The sequence below is a fragment of the Devosia marina genome (assembly GCF_009758415.1).
Classification (GTDB): Bacteria; Pseudomonadota; Alphaproteobacteria; order Rhizobiales; family Devosiaceae; genus Devosia; species Devosia marina.
Genome location: NZ_WQRF01000003.1, coordinates 1 through 18386 on the forward strand (window position 1 = coordinate 1; position 18386 = coordinate 18386).

The following is an 18386-nucleotide window of genomic DNA, read 5'->3' on the forward strand; positions in this document are numbered from 1 at the left end:
CCATGGGGAGTTCCTCTCGTTGAAAGAAACTCCATGGTCCAACTGCGACCTCAGCCGCTCAAAGACCTAAACGATCACGCTGAACTGACCGCGCGCACCCTCCCGCGAAGCGGGTTCGTGCATGGGGTCGACATCTGCCATCCAACTCGTCTCGCATTACCCCCACCCGGCCTCCCCCTGATAGGGGGAGGAGAAGAGGTGTATCGCTAAAACCAATTCAAACGGGATCGGTCCCTCCCCCTATCAGGGGCTTCGCGCAGTGCCGCAGGCCAAATTGCGCCGGTGACGCGATTTGTGGGAAGAAGGCCATGAGCGCTGTGCGCGAATGGCAAGTTAGGTGGGGGTATCCCCCCATAAAAAAATCAACTCAAAAGTAATCCCCGCAGCCAAATCCTCCCTTATCCTCCCCCCATCTCTCCCGCGATGGGCGGACTGCAGCGAACAGTTGCGGGAGGAGCCGGTGAGACTGGATTCGCTCCAGATCTCGCCTGCCGGTCGGGCCACCTTGCGACGAGCGATCAATAGGGGCCGCGACGGCAGGAGAAACCCGGCGTCCCGAGGCGGCGACGTCTCTATTTATCTAAGTCTACTGAGACGCACGCGCCTCGGGATACGTCCATTGCAAAACCGGAGGCCCAGCGGCCGACCGGCTTCAAGCCATGCCTGCCGGGCAGATCGCACCAGCGGCACAATATAAGCGAACAAGGTCCGGATAGCGGGAGCATTTCATCCTGAGCGCCACACTCCCACCACGCGCGCAAATCACCTATATGTGGCATCAAAGCCAGCGAGTTGCCCGTGACCGAATTCTTCCGCATAGAGCGCCCCACCTTCGACCCGGCCAGTGGCGAGGCCGTTTTTGCCTACAGGCTGAACGATCTCGCCTTCACCGAAAAGCTGGTTCTGCCCGCTGGCGCCAGCGAGAGCGCCGCCGCCTCGCCCGCGTTCGAAAAGCTGCTTGGCCTCACCGCAATCGTGCTCGGCGTCTCTTACTTCAAGCTGCGCGCGCCCTTCGCCATCCAGGCACCCGGTATTGCGCTGACTGCCGCCGAGCGCGCCTTCGTCATCGATGTCTATGAAAATGGCCTGGGCGAATTCTACGCCCGCAATGAACTCGCCCGTTTCGGCAAGCTGGAGCTGACCGCGCCGCATGACCCAGCAGAGCGCAAGCCCGCCCCAGACCTGCCCAGCCGCACCTTGCTGCCCATTGGCGGGGGCAAGGATTCCCTGGTCAGCGTTGATCTGCTGACCCATACCAATGAGGCCTTCACACCCTTTGCGGTCAACCCCAAGGGGCCGATCCTTACTTCGGTCGAGGCCATCGGCACACCGCCGCTTTATGTCTTCCGCACGCTCGACCCGGAAATGATCCGCCTCGGGCAGGAGACCGGCTACTACAACGGCCACGTGCCCTCCACCGCCATCAATTCGATGATCGCGTCCCTCTGTGCCCTGCTCTTCGGCTACGATCAGATCGTGCTCTCCAACGAGCGCTCCGCCAGCGAGGGCAATGTCATGTTCGACGGGCGCGAGACCAATCATCAATATTCCAAGTCTCTCGGCTTCGAACTGCTGATTGCCGACACTCTTGCCAATGCCACGGGCGGCGCGTTGAAATATTTCTCATTGCTACGCCCCTATTCAGAAGCACGCATCGCTTCGCTCTTCACCAAGGAGCACAAATTCGATGCCGTGTTTTCCAGCTGCAATCGCAATTTCCGCCTCAATGGCAATGACGGCCCGCTCTGGTGCGGCGAATGCCCCAAATGCCACTTCGTCTTCCTGATCTTCGCGCCCTTCATGGCCAAGGACCGGATGCTGCGGATATTCGGCCGCAACCTGCTCAACGATCCGGCCAATGAGCAATCCTTCCGCGAGCTGGCGGGCCTGACTGGCCAGAAGCCCTGGGAATGCGTTGGCGAAATCCTCGAGGCCGCGGCCTGCTTCTACACCCTAACCCGTCATGCAGACTGGCATGAGGACGCCATTGTGCGCGCCATCAAGGCGGATCTGTTTGCCCAATATGGCGAGGAAAAGCTGCAGCGCGCCATGGCCGAATGCCTCACCGACAGCCATGACCACCATATTCCCCCGGCGCTCGCCGCCAAGGTGGCCGCCTATGCGGTTTGACGAACCTGTCCTGCTCTACGGCGCCGGGCGCGAAGCGCTGTCCTCTCGGGCTTTTCTCAAGGCGCGGCAGCCAGGCCTCAAGGTTTATGTCACTGTCGATAGCGGCACCGCCGACATCCCTGATACCGAGCTGATTGCCGCCACGGACCTGCCCGCCGCCATCGCCGCGCGCCGCTTTGGCCTCATCATCAAGAGCCCCGGCGTTTCGCGCTACAAGCCCATCTTCGAAACGGCACGGAACGCGGCCATTCCGGTCACCTCGAATCTCAATCTCTGGGGCGCCAGTTTCCGGCATGACCGCACCGTCATTGCCATCACCGGCACCAAGGGCAAGTCGACCACCGCTACGCTCACCCATCTCATGCTCACCCGCTCGGGCATCGATGCGGGCCTAGCGGGCAATGTGGGCCTGGCTCCTCTCGAAATCGCCGACAAACATGCCGTCGTGGTCTTCGAACTCTCCAGCTACCAGACCGCGGACATGAATTTCTTGCCCGACGTCGCGGCACTGACCAACCTCTATCCCGAACATGTCGACTGGCATGGCTCGGTCGAGCGCTATTACGCCGACAAGCTCCATCTGATCGATCGCGATGGCGGCTTTGCCGTGGCGCTGGGCACCGCCGCAAAGGGCAATGCCCTTGTAGCGCGCGCCGTGCGCGATCACCGCCGCCTGCTACCCGACCTCACTGCCGAGGTGAGCATCGCGGTCGAAAATGCCGTGGCCCGCTCGCGCCTCCGTGGCGCGCACAATCTCGACAATGCCCTGCTCGCCGCACAGATCACCCTGGGTGTTGGCGGCTCGCTTGATGGTATCATGCAGGGCATCGCCGCGTTCCGCCCCCTGCCCCATCGCCTTGAAGAGCACCGCATTGGCGATCATGTCGTCGTCAACGACTCCATCTCTACTACCCCCGAGGCGACCAAGGCGGCCCTCGCGGCCTATCCCGGCCACCGCATCGCTCTGATTGCCGGTGGGCACGAGCGGGAACAGGACTATACTGAGCTGGCCGGCCTATTGGCCTCCCGCGGCGTGACGACCCTTGTCACCCTGCCGGTCACCGGTTCGCGCCTGGCCCAGGCCACCCGCGCCGTCAGCTCCGACATTCTGGTCATCGAGTCGCCAGACCTCGATCACGCGATCAGCACGCTTTCCGCGCAGAGAACGCGATTTGACACGCTGATCCTCTCGCCCGGCGCGCCCTCCTACAATCAGTTCAAGAATTTCGAGGAACGCGGCGCCCATTTCGTCCAATTGTGCCGCGCCCGGCTGGTCCATGCCGACTCACGTGGCGACTGGCGCCCGCGTCAATAGGGGGAGCCCAGCGAGCTTTCCGGAACCCCGGCCTGCCGGAGGCCCGTCGCGATCCGCTCGATCAGCGCAAGATCGGTGGCCCGCTCCCGCATCCGCGACAGGATCCCGGCCTGCCGGAACGACGGCACTTCGAGAACCCGCGGCAATTGCCGGTCGACCAGGCCCGCATCGCCTGTCCCCTGCGCCGCCAGCAGTGCGAGAATGCTCCCCAGCTCCACATCGCTGCTTGCACATCGTTCGGCATAGGATAACGCCCGGCGATATTCGGCCTCGTACAGCGCCGCCATTGAAGGCACGCAGTAGTACCAATCCGGAATTTGCGTCTGCGGCACCGACGATATGGCTCGCTGGGCCGCCCGAGTTGCCGCGTCCAGTCGCCCGATCAGCGCCAAATGTCGCGCATGGGCCGCCATTGCATCGATATTGGACGGGTTGATCTGCAGAGCCGTGCCATAGGACGATTCTGCAATATCGTGCAGGCCCAGCATCTCGTCGAGCCGCGCCCGCTGCTCCCAGACAAAGCTGCTGGTCGGATCAGCCAGCACCGCCCGGTCCATCAGTTCATCGGCTTCGGCCAGCCGGTCATCCAGTGTCAGCAGGGCATTGTCACCTTCGCCCACGCCCTCGGCAATCAGGCTGGCCAACCCGGCGATCACATTGCCATTGTCGCGCTCACTCTCCGGCAACCCCGAAACACAGGAACGAACCCGTTCAGCCAGCCCAACCGATCCCGTGGTGCGGTACATGCTGAACAGCACGCCGCACAGATAGAAATTCTCCCGCCCCTCGATACTGCCTTGGCTCAGCAATTCCCTGGCCCGGTCATGCAGCGGTCCACGCGTTCCACCCAGCAGCAGGATCAACTCCCGCGAGATCGCATCAACACCACCCCTGCGCGTCAATTGATCGCGCGGAACCGACATCGACCAGTTCCAGACTATCGAGTTTGTCGCCACCTCGATCAGAATCGCCCCCACCTGGTAGTTCTGCGGCGAGAGGGGATCGCCACGCACAATTCCGGTCAGCGAGAAGTCCGCCGTACCCTCTCCACCAGACCGGCTGCCCAGAGAACCATCCACGATCAGCAAGGACTCGAAATCTGTCACCAACTCGACGGCGAGAGCTGAAATGGCCGGAGTGATGCTGCTATCCCCGGTCAGGTTCTGAAACTCCATGACCCTCAGGCGCGGCGGCTGCAGGGCACCACTTGCCACGACTGTCTGCTCGCGCCGCGTGTCGACAGTGGAGAGGGAATAGGCGAGCGCCGCTGCGCCAACGGCCAGCACCAGGAGGACAAACCATGACACTGTGACATGCCCGCGCGGTGCCGGCGCCTTGGCTGCTTGGGTGAGATCTTCTTCTCCCGCCACCGCTGTCGAGCTCGCATCGGGAGCCTCAGTCGCAGCCTCGAACGAAATCGCCCTCTCTGCCGTGACAAATTCGGGGACATAGCGCCCAATCGGCAATTGAATCTGAATCTCGTCATCGGCCCCAGGGCCGCGATAGTACTGGTCGAGCAAGGATCGCAGCCGTCTGGCCTGCACACGGACGATCGGGTCTGCCTGCGGGTCGAAGTCGGACGGGCGGCCAAAAACATCAACGGCGATGGCATAAGCCTTGATCGATTGCCCTTCGCCGGCCAGTTGCCGTTCAACGATATATGACAGGAATCGGGCCAGTTGTGGCGAACGCGCAATCTCGGGCCAGTCAAGTAAGCGGGCCAGCGCCCGATTTACCCCCTGCCGGTCCGGATTCTCCGCCACACACAAAACCTCCAGTGCTACCTTCGTTATTGTGACGCGCTTTACATGTAAAACACAAGGGCGGCTTACCCCTGTTTTACCCGATTTTGCCTCCCGGACTTGGCCGACATCAAGCATACGCCCCTCCGTCGACGTCACTATCTCGACATGTTTACCAGGCGGTCAGGCCCCGCCAGACCAGTTCTACAAATCGAATACACCACCTGCCCGAGTTCCTCAGCGGCCCTCGGACAGCGTTGGCGCTTTGTTGCGTAACACCCACTTTGCGGCGGGGAAGAGGTGACCTTTGAACGTTGTAACCGACGATATGCCCTTCATCGCGTTGGTTGATGATGACGGCCATTCCGCGCATTTGCTGACCCGTATGCTGACGGCAAACGGGTCTCCGCAGGTCATACATGTCGACTCGTCCGAGGCGGGAGAAGCGTTCCTCCTCGAGTGCCTTTCCGACATTGAACGCGAATGGCCGGGCTTGGTGATCGTGGATCTCAAGGCCCATAGCGGGGCAAATCTGGAGTTTGTCACCCGCCACCAGGCTCTGCTGCGGCAAAAGGGCATTCCCCTTGCCGTGATGATGCAGACCACCGACCGGGCCGACCGTCAGGCGATGCAGGATGCAGGCGCCGCGGTAGTGTTTTTCCGGCAAGCCGAACTCGAAGCCTATCGGCGCGAGGCGGCGGCCATTGTCAGTTTCTGGGCGCGCAATCAGCGCCTGGATGCGGTTGGCATGTAACTCCTGCGTCCACAGGTTGCATGCCTTTAGGCGGAGAGTGATGCTGCGCGCAGGTCCCCGGACCGGCATGCATTCCCAAGTATCCTCTCCGCCGACCTCAAAGGTTGGCGGTCTGCACCACTGCCAACCCTCACGCGCGGTCCCTGCCTTTTGTGGACCCGACGCCTGGGCGCGGATGTGACACCTCCCGGTCACATCCGCACGGGGGGAGAAGCAAATTGCCGGAGACGCATGTCCCTCAGCGTCAGAAGGCACGCCTGTTGCTTCTCCCCGCGCCCCTCTTCAGGTTCAGTCCGACTTGGGTTCGTCGCCCCGCACGATGTGATGCGCGAAGGCGCGCAGTGCGGCCATGACGATGACGGCCAAAAGGGCCACCCCAGCCGCGATCAGGTAGTATCCCAGCGAGGTTGCGACCCCTACCGCCCCGGCCAGCCACATGCCGGCCCCGGTCGTGAGCCCCTGCACTCCGGCGCCACTCCGAAAAATGGCGCCTGCCCCGAGGAAAGCGATGCCGGCCGTCACCGCTTCGACGGCGCGGATCGGATCGGGATTGGTCTGGCTGGCGCCTTGTATGGTGTGGAATATCTCGAAGGCCAGAATGGTGAAGAGGGCCGCCGCCACGGACACCAAGATGTGCGTTCGCAGTCCCGCCTCTGCAGTATTAACCTCCCGCTCAAAGCCGATGAGCGCTCCAAGAATGGCTGCAATGGCCAAGCGGATCGCCATGATATGGGCGGGAAGATGGCTGTCCACCCAACCAATTGAATTACCGACATCCATGAGACCCTGTCCGGACTTGTAACGCTTGTGTCACAACACCTTGGGCCTGCGGCGGTTCCCAGGCGAAAGCGTGGAAACTATGACGCCGTTCTAGCTGGCCGGGGTCGGCGCCGGCTGCATCATGCCCAGTACCAGGTAGACAATGGCAAATAGCACCACGATTCCGATTAGCGAGACGACCAGCACGCGCAGGTTCATCTTGCGGGGGTTGGCCTGGCGCACTTCGGTGGTGTTCTTGTCCGGATCATAGGTTTCCATGTGACGCTCCTATTATTGTTCGATCAAGACCAACGAACGCCGGGCAATGCGGTTCCTTATTCTGTCTTCACAGGGACTTGACGGCGCCTGCCGTGAGGCCGACTTTTCGGCATGAACAATAACGAGAACAATTCCATGACCAGTGCCGCCCTGCTCACCCATATGATCTTGGCCGGACAGGGGAAGGCGCCGGCGGACCTGGTCATCCGCAATATCGGCCTGCTCGACGTCATCACCGGAGCGGTAGCTACCACCGATATTGCCATTGTCGCCGACCGCATCGTGGGCACCCATGCATCCTACGAGGGCGCGCAAGTCATCGACGGCACCGGCCGGTTTGCCGTACCAGGCTTTATCGATACCCATCTGCACATCGAATCCTCGCTTGTGACGCCGCTGGAATTCGACCGCTGCGTACTGCCCCATGGCGTGACCACTGTGTTGTGCGACCCGCATGAAATCGCCAATGTGCTGGGCGCCGAGGGCATTCGCTATTTTCTCGACAGCGCCGAGCGCACCGTCATGGATGTACGCGTCAATCTCTCGTCATGCGTGCCGGCGACCCCGTTCGAAACAGCGGGCGCACAGCTCGAAATCGACGACCTCCTGCCCTTCCGCAGCCACCCTAAGGTCGTCGGCCTGGCCGAGATGATGAATTTCCCCGGCGTGCTGAACGCCGATCCGGGCATCATCGCCAAGCTTGTCGCCTTTCAGGACGGTCATATCGATGGTCACGCCCCGCTGGTGATGGGCGAAGCGCTTAATGGCTATCTGGCTGCCGGCATCCGCACCGACCACGAGGCCACCAGCGCCGCTGAAGCGCGCGAAAAACTCGCCAAAGGCATGGCCATCCTTATCCGCGAAGGCTCGGTGTCGAAGGACCTTAACGCCCTGGCCGAAATCCTTGACGAAAACAGCTCAAGCTTCGTGGCCCTGTGCACCGATGACCGCAATCCGCTCGATATTGCCGAAGAAGGCCATCTGGACAGCTCGATTCGTCGCCTCATCGCCATGGGCCGGCCACTGCACCATGTCTATCGCGCCGCCAGCCAATCCGCCGCCCGCATTTTCGGGCTGAAGGATCGCGGCCTTGTCGCACCCGGCTGGCGGGCCGATATTGCCATTCTTGATAGCCTTGAAGACTGCCGCGTCTCCGATGTCATCGCGGCCGGCCGCCTGGTGACGCCCGAATTGTTCGAGAGACGGGGTGATGTCGCTCCGGTCGGGATCCACTCCGTCAAGGCAAAGCAGGTCACGTCCGACGCCTTCATCACCGAACCCAGGCCGGGCCAGAACCGTGTGCCAGTCATTGGCGTTCGTCCGGGTCTGATCCTGACCTTCCGGGAAGAAGCCAGCCTCGCTTCGACCGATCAGGGACTACAGCCCGATGTCGATGCCGATGTGATCAAGGTTGCCGTCATCGAGCGCCACGGCAAGAACGGCAATATTGGCCGCTCCTTCGTTACCGGCTTTGGCCTGAAGCGCGGCGCCATTGCCTCCTCTGTCGGGCACGACAGCCACAACATCACGGTGGTCGGCGCCACCGATGCCGACATGGCCATTGCGGTCAACCGGCTGATCGAACTGGGGGGAGGCTTCGTCGTCTCGGACGGCGGCAAGGTGACGGCGGAACTGGCACTGCCCATTGCCGGCCTGATGAGCCTCAAGAGCTTCGAGGAAGTTGCTGAAGATTTGCACCACCTGCGCGACGCCGCCAAGGCGCTCGACTGCGTGCTGCCCGAACCTTTCCTGCAGGTGGCTTTTCTCGCCCTACCAGTGATCCCGCATCTTAAAATGACCGATAGAGGCCTTTTCGACGTCGACAAATTCGACTTCGTGAGTTGAGGCAATGAGCCTCTCATCTCTCTACCTGGCTTGGGTGGAAGACTTGCCGCCGCGCCTCAATGGGGTGCGCCGGCGTCGCGGTCTTTCCCTTGCCATGGATGACGGGGTGATCCTCAAGACCGACCACTACGCCCCGGACACGCCGGGGCCGCATCCGACCATCCTGATGCGACTGCCCTACGGCCGGCGCGGCTTTGGCGGCATTGCCGAAGCCTATGCCGAACGCGGCTTTCATGTCGTCATCCAGGCCTGCCGTGGCACCGAAAAATCGGGGGGTGATTTCGATCCATTTGCCAATGAGCGCGCCGACGGTCTGGCCACACTCAAATGGATCAGGCAACAGGACTGGTTTGACGGCTGTATCGGGCTCACCGGTCCAAGCTATCTGGGCTATGCGCAATGGGCGATCAGCGATGCCCTGCCCCCAACCGCCGCAATGGCCACCAAGGTAACAACGGCAAACTTTCGTCCCGTTGTCTTTCCATCCGGCGCCTTTCATCTCAATCTCTGGCTGAGTTGGCTTCAGGTCATTGAAGGTCTGCGCAACAAGCCGCTGACCACCGCCGCGCGCATGTTTTCGGGCGACATCGAGCGCCGTACCGAAAAGGCAGCCGCCGCTTTGCCTTTGATCGACGCTGACAAGATGGCCGTCCGCCACAAGGTCGCGTTCTGGCGTCACTGGTTTGACCATGCCATCGGCAACGACGCCTTCTGGGCCGAGTTGGATCACCGCCACCGTCTGACCGAAAAGACCCCACCGGTGCACTTCATTTCGGGCTGGTACGATTTCATGCTCGACCCGCTGCTGGCCGACTATCAGAAGTTGGTTTCCCTCGGCCACAAACCCTATCTGACCATTGGAACCTGGTTCCACGTAGCCGAGGAACTGCAACGCGACAATCTGCGCGAAACTCTGACCTGGATGCGAGCATGGTTGATGGGCGACAAATCCGGTCTGCGGCAACGGCCGGTCCGAATACACATATCGGGGCTGGAAGAATGGCATGAATTCGATGCCTATCCGCCGGGTCCATCCCAACCCTCCAACTGGCATATCTCAGCCGAAGGAAAGCTCAGTCAGACCGGCCAACGCGCCAAGGGTATGGACCGCTATCACTACGACCCCGCAGACCCGACGCCCAATCTGGGCGGCGCGATCTTTGCCTTTACCGGCGCCGGAGCCGTCGACAACACTCCCCTTGAGGCCCGCCCCGACGTTCTGACCTATACCAGCCGCGTTCTGACTAGCGGTCTGTCTATCATCGGCCAGTGCACCGTCACGCTCGAAGCCCACGCACGCGTGCCGCATACCGACGTCTTCGTTCGGCTCAACGACGTTGACCCGAACGGCATCTCCAGAAACATCTGTGACGGTTTCGTCCGGGTAACGCCAGACACCCCAAGGCAATCAGATGGGAGCTGGCGCCTGACCATCCCCCTGCATGCCACTGCGCACAGTTTCCGCTCCGGTCACTGCCTGCGCCTGCTCATCGCCTCAGGAGCGCATCCGCGCTATGCCCGCAATCTGGGCACCGATGAGCCAATCAACACGGCAACCACCATGGTCGCCAATGACATTGATATTGTCCGATCCTCGCTCAATATCACTTTGCCAACCTATCATCTGGAGTGAGGCTGAAGCCGCGATCAGCCTCGCCCTTAAGCTCCTGAATAATAAGAGAGAATCCCCCTTCAGAGCTCCATCCGGTTGACAAAGCCAAGATTGCCTATTGCAACTTTAGTTATCCTGCATAACAATTAGCACGCAGCTTGATGCTCAACGGAGGAGATGAGATGCGACTGCAATGGAAGAACGCCGTAGCCCTGAGCGCGGTGATGATTGCGACTGGCTGGGCCAGTTCTGCTAGCGCCGGACAACTGGACTGCGCCGAACTCACCACTCATGAATTCGGCATCGACGGGTTGGTGATCGGGTCAGCCAGCGCCGAGCCAGAGGGCGAAGGGTCACCGGTGCCGCACTGCCTCGTGCAGGGACACATTGGCGAGCGCACAGGCGCCGACGGCAACACCTACAGGATCAGCTTCGAATTGCGCCTGCCTGATGAATGGAACGAGCGTTTCGTGCACCAGTTCAACGGCGGCAACGATGGCCGGGTCGTCCCCGCGATGGGGTCGTTGCTCAACGCGGATGACAGCGACAATGCCCTGTCCCGCAATTATGCAGTGGTCTCGAGCGATGCCGGGCACGACGGCTCCGCGCATCCCGACGCCGGCTTCGCCGGCGGCACCAAGTTCGGGTTCGACCCGGAAGCCCGAAGCGACTACGGCTACAGCGCCGTCATGAAGCTCAATCCGGTGGCCACCCAGATCGTGGAAGACTATTACGGAAAAGGGATCGCATACAGTTACGGCGTTGGGACCTCGAATGGTGGTCGCCATGGGCTTGTACAGGCGACGCGCTCTCCCGAGGCCTTCGATGGCATCCTTGCCGGCTACCCCGGCCTGAACCTGCCCAAGGCGGCGGTCCAGCACGCTTGGGACATCCAGAGCTTCAAGGCAGTGTCCGATGATGTGACTCAGGCTTTCAGCAATGACGAGCTCAAGCTGGTTGCAGAGGCCGTGCTGGAGGCCTGCGATGCACTGGACGGACTGGCCGATGGCATTGTCGCTGATAGCCAGGCCTGTCAGCAGACGTTTGACATTTCATCGCTCACTTGCGGCGAAACTTCGAACAACTGCCTCACTTCCACACAGGTAGACGCACTCCGCCGGATTCATGCAGGACCAGTCAATTCGGCAGGGGAAGAACTCTATTCGGACTGGGCATGGGACCGCGGCATTGAAGGTCGCGGCTGGACCGCCTGGAAGCTCAATAGCGGATCGGAGCGCATGAACAACCTGCCGCGGATCGCAACTCTGGGGGCTTCGTCGCTGGCCATGGTCTTCTCCAACCCGCCCCAAGACGTCGGGGGCGATCCGGACTCGCTGGTGAGCTTCCTGCTCGATTATGACTTCGATACTGACGTCACCATCGACGCCAGCACCGCCGAGTTTCCCGAAGCGCCCATGGAGTTCATGACCCCGACGGATGTCGAGGATCCCGAGATGGCTGACTTCCGGGAAGCCGGGGGCAAGATGATCGTCTTCCATGGCATGAGCGATCCGGTGTTCTCGGCTCTCGACACGATCGAATGGTACGAAAAGCTCGACGCCAACAATGGCGGCAATGCCAAGGACTTCGTCATGTTCTACACCGTGCCGGGGATGAACCATGGCTTTGGCGGGCCGGCCACCGACAAATTTGCAGCATTCGACGCCCTGGTCGACTGGGTCGAGAATGGCGAACAGCCGGACTACTTGGTTGCCACCACGACGCCTGACAACCCCTATCTGCCCGAGCTTGCCGACGCCACACGCAAGCTCTGCCCTTATCCTGCCATTGCCCGCTATCAGGGCGGCGACGAAATGGACCACGACAGCTTCGTGTGCCAGTAGAAGAAGGGCCCCGCCATCGGCGGGGCCTCACATCTCTATCGGGCGTCGCGCGCCTTCACCTTGCGGCGCGCGGCGTGCAGCAATGGCTCGGTATAGCCGCTGGGTTGATCGGCACCATGCAATGCCAGGTCCAGCGCCGCTTGGAAGGCGACCGACTGGAAGTTCTCGGCCATCGGACGGTAGAGCGGATCACCTGCATTCTGGGCATCCACGACACTGGCCATGCGCTCGAACACCGAGGTCACCTCATCGCGGCTGACCAGGCCATGACGCAGCCAATTGGCCACCGCCTGGCTCGAGATACGACAGGTCGCACGGTCTTCCATCAGCCCGACATCGTTGATGTCCGGAACCTTGGAACAGCCAACCCCCTGCTGCACCCAGCGAACCACATAGCCCAGAATGCCCTGCGCGTTGTTTTCCAGCTCGCGCGTAATTTCCTCGCGGCTCAATGAATAGGGGGCCTGCACCGGCATCGAGAACAGGTCGGACAGCCCCGGCAGCGCCTGATTGTGCCGGCGTTTCTGGGCCTCGAACACGTCCACCTGATGATAGTGCAGCGCATGCAGTGTCGCTGCCGTTGGTGAGGGCACCCAGGCCGTATTGGCGCCGGCATTCGGGTGACCTATCTTGGCGTCCATCATCGCAGCCATGTCGTCCGGTCGCGCCCACATGCCCTTGCCGATCTGTGCCTTGCCGGAGAGCCCGCAGCTAAGGCCGATCAGCACATTACGGTCTTCGTAGGAGTTGATCCACTTTTCGGACTTGATCTCGTCCTTGCGCAGCACCGGGCCCGCTTCCATCGAAGTGTGGATTTCATCACCCGTGCGGTCGAGGAACCCGGTATTGATGAAGAACACGCGTTGCCGCGCTTCATAGATCGCGGCCTTGAGATTGGCCGAGGTCCGCCGCTCCTCATCCATGATGCCGATCTTGATGGTATTGGGCTTCAGGCCCAGGAAGTGTTCTACCGACGCAAAGATCGCGCAGGCGAACGCCACTTCCTCTGGGCCGTGCATCTTGGGTTTGACAACATAGATCGAGCCATTGCGCGAATTGTTACCCTTGTCGTGCATGGCACAAAGAGCGGTGACCGCCGCATCCATCAGCCCCTCGCCCACCGGCTTGCCATCGAGCAGCACGGCGTCCGTGGTCATCAGGTGACCCACATTGCGCACCAGCAGCAAAGACCGCCCCTTGAGCACGAGTTCACTGCCATTGGCACTCCGATAGACCCGGTCCGCCTTGAGCTTGCGGGTGACCGTCTTGCCGCCTTTTTCGAAAGTGTCCTCAAGATTACCCAGCATCAACCCGAGCCAGTTGCGGTAGACACCTACCTTGTCCTCGGCATCCACTGCCGCGACGGAGTCCTCGCAATCCTGAATGGTGGTCAGCGCCGATTCGACGACGACGTCGCTGAGCCCCGCAGCATGGGTGCTGCCAATTGGGCTCGACTTGTCGATCACCAGCACCGCATGTAGCCCATTGTGCCGCAGCACGATCTCGGCCTTCTCGCCCTCCCCGGCATATCCGACAAAAGCCGAGCCATCCTTGAGCGTCGCCGGACCGGCCTTGGTATCGATCACGAGGTTAGCCAGACCGCCCTGCTCGGCCACCACATAGGACGTGACATCGGCATGGCTGCCGGTGGTCAGCGGGAAGGCCTCATCCAGGAATTGCGCGGCGCGCGCCACCACGGCTGCGCCCCGCGCCGGATTATAGGCCTTGCCCGGCGCCAGATCACCGTCGCGGCTGACGACGTCTGTGCCATAGAGCGCATCATACAGGCTACCCCAGCGCGCATTGGCGGCGTTGAGCGCATAGCGAGCATTGGACACCGGGACCACGAGTTGCGGCCCGCAAATGCTGGAAATTTCGGGATCCAGTCCCTCGGTTTCGATGGAAAAGTCGGCGGGCTCTTCGACCAGATAGCCGATCTCCCTGAGGAAGAATTCATAGCCCTGCGCATTATTGGACACCGGCCCATATTTGCGATGCCACTCATCGATCTTGGCCTGAATATCGTCGCGCTTGGCCAGAAGCTTGATATTGGTCGGCGCGTGCTCGCGCACCAGACCTGCCAGCCCTTCCCAAAACTGATCCGCCGTTACCGACAGCCCCGCCAACGCTTCTTTCTCGACGAAGTCAACGAGAAGCGGATGAACGGACAGGCCGGATTTGGTCAGGTAGTCACTCATGGCGGAAGGCTCTCCAATCGCAATTGTGATGAAGGTGTAGGCCATAGCGGCCTTGGCTTACAACCCGACCAAAGTGGACTTCGCCCTTGCGCCAGCCACATAGACCTCGGCAATGGACCGATCGTCGCCCATGGTTTGGAGCAGGAACAGCTCCTCGGCCAGCGTGGTGATCGTTGCGTGGCGCATCCGCATCGTGGGCGTTGCCCCGGCATCGAGCACAATCAGGTCCGCTGCCCGGCCCGGCGCAATCGAGCCGATGGTATCAGCCAACCCCAGCGCCTCGGCATTGCCACGCGTCGCCATGTAGAACGAGGCAAGCGGATTGAGCCGCTGACCGCGCAATTGCAGCACCTTGTAGCCTTCGTCCAGCGTGCGCAGCATGGACAGGCTCGTACCACCGCCGATATCGGTTGCAATGCCGACCCGCACGCCATTGTTCGTCAGCCGTTCGCGGTCAAACAACCCGGAACCCAGAAACAGATTTGACGTAGGGCAGAACACCGCGACCGAGCCGGTCTCGGCCAGAACCCCGGTTTCGCGATGATTGAGATGGATACTATGGCCCAAGAGAGTCTTGGGCCCAAGCAGCCCGTAGTCCTCGTAAATGCCGGTATAGTCCGGCGAGCCAGGATAGAGCTCCATTGAAAGGCTGATTTCGGCGTCGTTTTCGCTGAGGTGTGTTTGCAGATAGCACTCGGGGTGCTCCTGCACCAAGGTACGTGCCATCTCCATCTGCTCAGGAGAGGAGGTAATTGCGAAACGCGGCGAGATCGCATAAAGGGCCCGCCCTCGTCCGTGCCAGCGCGCGATCAAGGCCTTGGTATCGTCGTACCCGGACTGGGCCGTATCACACAGCCCCTCCGGGGCATTGCGATCCATCAAAACCTTGCCGCCAATCATCAGCATGTTGCGGCGCTGGGCTTCCGCGAAAAACGCATCCACAGAGCGTGGGTGGCTTGAACAATATGCCACCGCCGTTGTCGTCCCATGCCGGATCAGCGCGTCATAGAAATCCACCGCAACAGCGTCGGCATGCCCCTGCTGGGCGAATTTCTGCTCCTCGATAAATGTATAGGTATTGAGCCATTCCAGCAGAGATCCGGCATAGGCAGCCATGATCTGGCTCTGCACATAGTGCAGATGCAGATCGATGAAACCGGGCATGATCAGGTTTGGACGATGGTCGATAATGACGGCCCCTGCGGTCTCGGCTGCGGCGAAATCGCCGACAGCCTCGACCAGTCCGTCTTTCATGCTGACGGCACCATCCTCAAGATAAAGATAGCTTTCGACATCGCCCACGGCTCGCGGGGTACGCAGAAAGCTCAGTACGCGCCCGCGCAAAATGGTGCGCGTCATGACCCCGATCCTTCACGATACCACTCAACCACCAAGGCCCGCTCTGCCTCGGTCATTTCGGTAACGTTGCCCGGAGGCATCGCGTGGCTCCAACCAGCCTGAATGGCGATCTGGTGGGCGTTGTTGGCAATGGAGATATCATTATCGAGAATAACGTCCTTGGGCGCTCCATAGACGCCCTCCCAAACGGGCTCGGCGGTATGACACATGGCGCAACGCGTCTGGACTGCCAGGCTGGCCGACGCGAAATGCTCGGTCGCCATGAACTTTTCACCGCTCGCGGTCACCAGCATCTCGCTATCGGCTCCCGGCAGCTTTGGCGACGTCGACAACCAGGCAATAATCAGCATCAGCACCACGGCGATCGCCCAGGTCCAGTGCGGATTGCCTTTGCGCGCATGGCGGGTGTTGAAATAGTGCCGGATGACTACACCGACGAGGAAGATCAGGCTGGCAATGATCCAGTTCCACTGCGTGGCGAACGCCAACGGGTAGTGGCTCGAAAGCATGAAGAAGATGACGGGCAGCGTCAGGTAGTTGTTATGCAGGCTGCGCTGCTTGGCGATCTTGCCATATTTGGCGTCGGGCACTCGGCCTGCCTTGAGATCCCCCACAACGATTTTCTGGTTTGGAATGATGATCATGGCGACGTTGGCCGTCATGATGGTCGCGGTGAATGCGCCCATATGCAGCAGGGCCGCCCGGCCGGTAAAAAGCTGCGTATAGCCCCAGCTCATCGCCACCAAAATGGCGAACAGCACCAGCATCAACCCGGTCGTGGACTGCCCGATCGGCGACTTGCAAAGCGCATCATAGAGCAGCCAGCCCAGCACGATCGAGCCGGCCGAAAGCAGGATCGCCACCCAGCTCGGAACGTCCAGCACGTTGCGGTCGATCAGAAACAGGTCGGCCCCGACATAATAGAGCAGCGCCATCAGCATCGCGCCCGATAGCCAAGTCGCGTAGCTTTCCCATTTGAACCAGGTCAGATGCTCGGGCAGGAATTCGGGCGCCACAATATATTTCTGGATGTGATAGAAGCCCCCGCCATGCACCTGCCATTCCTCGCCATGGGCCAGTGGCGGCAGGCTCGGAGTCTTGCGCAGCCCCAGATCAAGCGCAATGAAATAGAAGGACGATCCGATCCAGGCGATGGCCGTCACAACATGCAGCCAGCGCGCCGCAAACATTGTCCACTCGTAGAATATCGCCAGATCGCCCATGTCCAAATCCCCTTAGCACCTCTCCCCCTCGGGGAGAGGTGGCTCGGCCATAGGCCGAGTCGGCGAGGGGGATGTTTCCACGCGCGCTAGACCCATGGCAGCATCCCCCTCATCCGGCGCTACGCGCCACCTTCTCTCCTATGGGGAGAAGAATGGGCCGGCGCTTCCGCCGGCCCGACAAGCGCTTCGATCAAGCTGGCGGAATGACGCCTTCGACATACCAGTCCATGCTGAGCAGTTCGGCATCCGTCAGCGTGACGCCGGCGGCGACCTTTTCGGCCCCGGTATGGTCGTTGATCGGACCGGTGAAGATGTTGAACGATCCGTCGATCTGGCCGTTCTTGACGGCCTCAGCGGCGGCAATCACAGCTTCGGGTACCTTCGGACCATAAGGCCCGATCTGCACTTCGCCTTCGGCCAGCCCCGGCCAGCTATCCTTGCTTTCCCACGTGCCGTCGAGAACGGCCTGTGCGGTCTTGACGTAGTGCGGGCCCCAATTGTCGATGATCGAGGTGAGCTGCGCCTGCGGTGCAAAAGCGCTCATATCGGCACCCTGGCCGAAACCGCCGACAATGCCGCGCTCTTCAGCGACCTGCAGCGCGGCCGGTCCGTCGGTGTGCTGGGCGATAATGTCGATGCCTTGGTCGATCATGGCACGCGCCGCGTCGGCTTCCTTGGCCGGGTCGTTCCAGGTCGAGATATAGACCGGCGTGATGGTAAAATCGGGATTGATCTTGCGCGCGGCGAGCACGAATGAGTTGATACCCATTACCACTTCGGGGATCGGGAACGAACCGATATAGCCGGCCTTGCCGGTCTGCGACATATGCCCCGCAATGGTGCCGCAAACAGCGCGGCCTTCATGGAAACGGGCATTGTAAGTGCCCACATTATCCGCGCGCATATAGCCGGTGGCGTGTTCGAAGGTGATGTCGGGGAACTGCTCGGCCACCTTGATCACCGAGTCACCAAATCCGAAGCTGGTGGCAAAGATGAGCTTGCAACCCTGCTGAGCCAATTCGCGCAGCACGCGTTCGCAGTCAGGGCCCTCCGGCACGTTCTCGACATAAACCGTCTCGACCGCATCGCCGAGTTGCTCTTCAAGATAGAGCCGGCCCTGGTTGTGCGCGTAGTTCCAGCCATTGTCGTTGATTGTGCCGACCAGCACGAAACCGACCTTGAGCGGCTCAGTCTGGGCAAAGGCCTTAGAGCCCAGCAGCGGCAGGGCCGCAGCGGCACCACCGATCTTGAGCAGGTTACGACGGTTTAGGGTCATCTGTTCTCTCCTGATTGACGTCATTTATTCATCGAAACGGTCATTGTTCG

At 61.1% G+C, this 18386-nt stretch carries 13 protein-coding genes; 6 read left to right on the forward strand and 7 right to left on the reverse strand.

Going from position 1 to position 18386, the window contains the following annotated elements:
• Positions 1-798: 798 nt before the first annotated feature.
• Positions 799-2130 carry a MurL-like N-terminal domain-containing gene (locus tag GO014_RS10990; protein WP_157290385.1) on the forward strand — a complete coding sequence of 444 codons (1332 nt, stop codon included), beginning with the start codon at positions 799-801 and terminating at the stop codon, positions 2128-2130.
• Entirely contained in the window at positions 2120-3445 is a 1326-nt protein-coding gene (gene murD, locus GO014_RS10995; protein ID WP_157290386.1) for a UDP-N-acetylmuramoyl-L-alanine--D-glutamate ligase, read from the forward strand. Before GO014_RS10990 ends, murD begins: the two co-directional genes overlap by 11 nt.
• Here murD and GO014_RS11000 read toward each other — a convergent pair.
• Positions 3439-5208: a tetratricopeptide repeat protein gene (locus GO014_RS11000; RefSeq protein WP_157290387.1), complete on the reverse strand. Its 1770-nt coding sequence runs from the start codon at positions 5206-5208 to the stop codon at positions 3439-3441. The genes murD and GO014_RS11000 overlap by 7 nt on opposite strands.
• A 286-nt stretch (positions 5209-5494) precedes the next feature.
• On the opposite strand from GO014_RS11000, the gene GO014_RS11005 reads away from it, so the two are divergent.
• Positions 5495-5941 carry a response regulator gene (locus tag GO014_RS11005; RefSeq protein WP_157290388.1) on the forward strand — a complete coding sequence of 149 codons (447 nt, stop codon included), beginning with the start codon at positions 5495-5497 and terminating at the stop codon, positions 5939-5941.
• Between the two features lie 288 nt (positions 5942-6229).
• Here the strand turns inward: GO014_RS11005 and GO014_RS11010 are convergent, their stop codons facing one another.
• Both GO014_RS11010 and GO014_RS11015 read right to left on the reverse strand, forming a co-directional pair.
• Positions 6230-6721: an MgtC/SapB family protein gene (locus GO014_RS11010; protein WP_157290389.1), complete on the reverse strand. Its 492-nt coding sequence runs from the start codon at positions 6719-6721 to the stop codon at positions 6230-6232.
• A gap of 90 nt (positions 6722-6811) precedes the next feature.
• Positions 6812-6979 (reverse strand): hypothetical protein, encoded by a 168-nt coding sequence (locus GO014_RS11015; protein WP_157290390.1) that lies wholly within the window; start codon positions 6977-6979, stop codon positions 6812-6814.
• Between the two features lie 135 nt (positions 6980-7114).
• On the opposite strand from GO014_RS11015, the gene ade reads away from it, so the two are divergent.
• The 3 genes from ade to GO014_RS11030 all read left to right on the forward strand — a co-directional run bounded on the left by ade (position 7115) and on the right by GO014_RS11030 (position 12280).
• Positions 7115-8824 (forward strand): adenine deaminase, encoded by a 1710-nt coding sequence (ade, locus tag GO014_RS11020; RefSeq protein WP_157290391.1) that lies wholly within the window; start codon positions 7115-7117, stop codon positions 8822-8824.
• Between the two features lie 4 nt (positions 8825-8828).
• Positions 8829-10457 (forward strand): CocE/NonD family hydrolase, encoded by a 1629-nt coding sequence (locus GO014_RS11025; protein WP_157290392.1) that lies wholly within the window; start codon positions 8829-8831, stop codon positions 10455-10457.
• 161 nt (positions 10458-10618) lie between these two features.
• Positions 10619-12280, forward strand: a complete 1662-nt coding sequence (locus tag GO014_RS11030; RefSeq protein WP_210252443.1) for a tannase/feruloyl esterase family alpha/beta hydrolase — start codon at positions 10619-10621, stop codon at positions 12278-12280.
• A 35-nt stretch (positions 12281-12315) separates the two neighbouring features.
• On the opposite strand, the gene GO014_RS11035 is transcribed toward GO014_RS11030, so the two are convergent.
• The 4 genes from GO014_RS11035 to GO014_RS11050 form a co-directional block, all read right to left on the reverse strand.
• Positions 12316-14478 (reverse strand): malate synthase G, encoded by a 2163-nt coding sequence (locus GO014_RS11035; protein ID WP_157290393.1) that lies wholly within the window; start codon positions 14476-14478, stop codon positions 12316-12318.
• A gap of 57 nt (positions 14479-14535) precedes the next feature.
• Entirely contained in the window at positions 14536-15837 is a 1302-nt protein-coding gene (guaD, locus tag GO014_RS11040) for a guanine deaminase (RefSeq protein WP_157290394.1), read from the reverse strand.
• A complete protein-coding gene (locus tag GO014_RS11045; protein ID WP_157290395.1) occupies positions 15834-17060 on the reverse strand; it encodes a urate hydroxylase PuuD in 1227 nt (408 codons plus the stop codon). Before GO014_RS11045 ends, guaD begins: the two co-directional genes overlap by 4 nt.
• Positions 17061-17250: 190 nt before the next feature.
• Entirely contained in the window at positions 17251-18336 is a 1086-nt protein-coding gene (locus GO014_RS11050) for a BMP family ABC transporter substrate-binding protein (RefSeq protein WP_157290396.1), read from the reverse strand.
• Between the last annotated feature and the right edge of the window lie 50 nt (positions 18337-18386).

Bases quoted from the DNA above. Each gene is read 5' to 3' on its own strand.
- ade (WP_157290391.1), top strand. From the start codon at position 7,115: ATGACCAGTGCCGCCCTGCTCACCCATATGATCTTGGCCGGACAGGGG.
- GO014_RS11015 (WP_157290390.1), bottom strand. From the start codon at position 6,979: ATGGAAACCTATGATCCGGACAAGAACACCACCGAAGTGCGCCAGGCC.
- murD (WP_157290386.1), top strand. From the start codon at position 2,120: ATGCGGTTTGACGAACCTGTCCTGCTCTACGGCGCCGGGCGCGAAGCG.
- GO014_RS11030 (WP_210252443.1), top strand. From the start codon at position 10,619: ATGCGACTGCAATGGAAGAACGCCGTAGCCCTGAGCGCGGTGATGATT.
- GO014_RS11010 (WP_157290389.1), bottom strand. From the start codon at position 6,721: ATGGATGTCGGTAATTCAATTGGTTGGGTGGACAGCCATCTTCCCGCC.
- GO014_RS11035 (WP_157290393.1), bottom strand. From the start codon at position 14,478: ATGAGTGACTACCTGACCAAATCCGGCCTGTCCGTTCATCCGCTTCTC.
- guaD (WP_157290394.1), bottom strand. From the start codon at position 15,837: ATGACGCGCACCATTTTGCGCGGGCGCGTACTGAGCTTTCTGCGTACC.
- GO014_RS11045 (WP_157290395.1), bottom strand. From the start codon at position 17,060: ATGGGCGATCTGGCGATATTCTACGAGTGGACAATGTTTGCGGCGCGC.
- GO014_RS11025 (WP_157290392.1), top strand. From the start codon at position 8,829: ATGAGCCTCTCATCTCTCTACCTGGCTTGGGTGGAAGACTTGCCGCCG.
- GO014_RS11050 (WP_157290396.1), bottom strand. From the start codon at position 18,336: ATGACCCTAAACCGTCGTAACCTGCTCAAGATCGGTGGTGCCGCTGCG.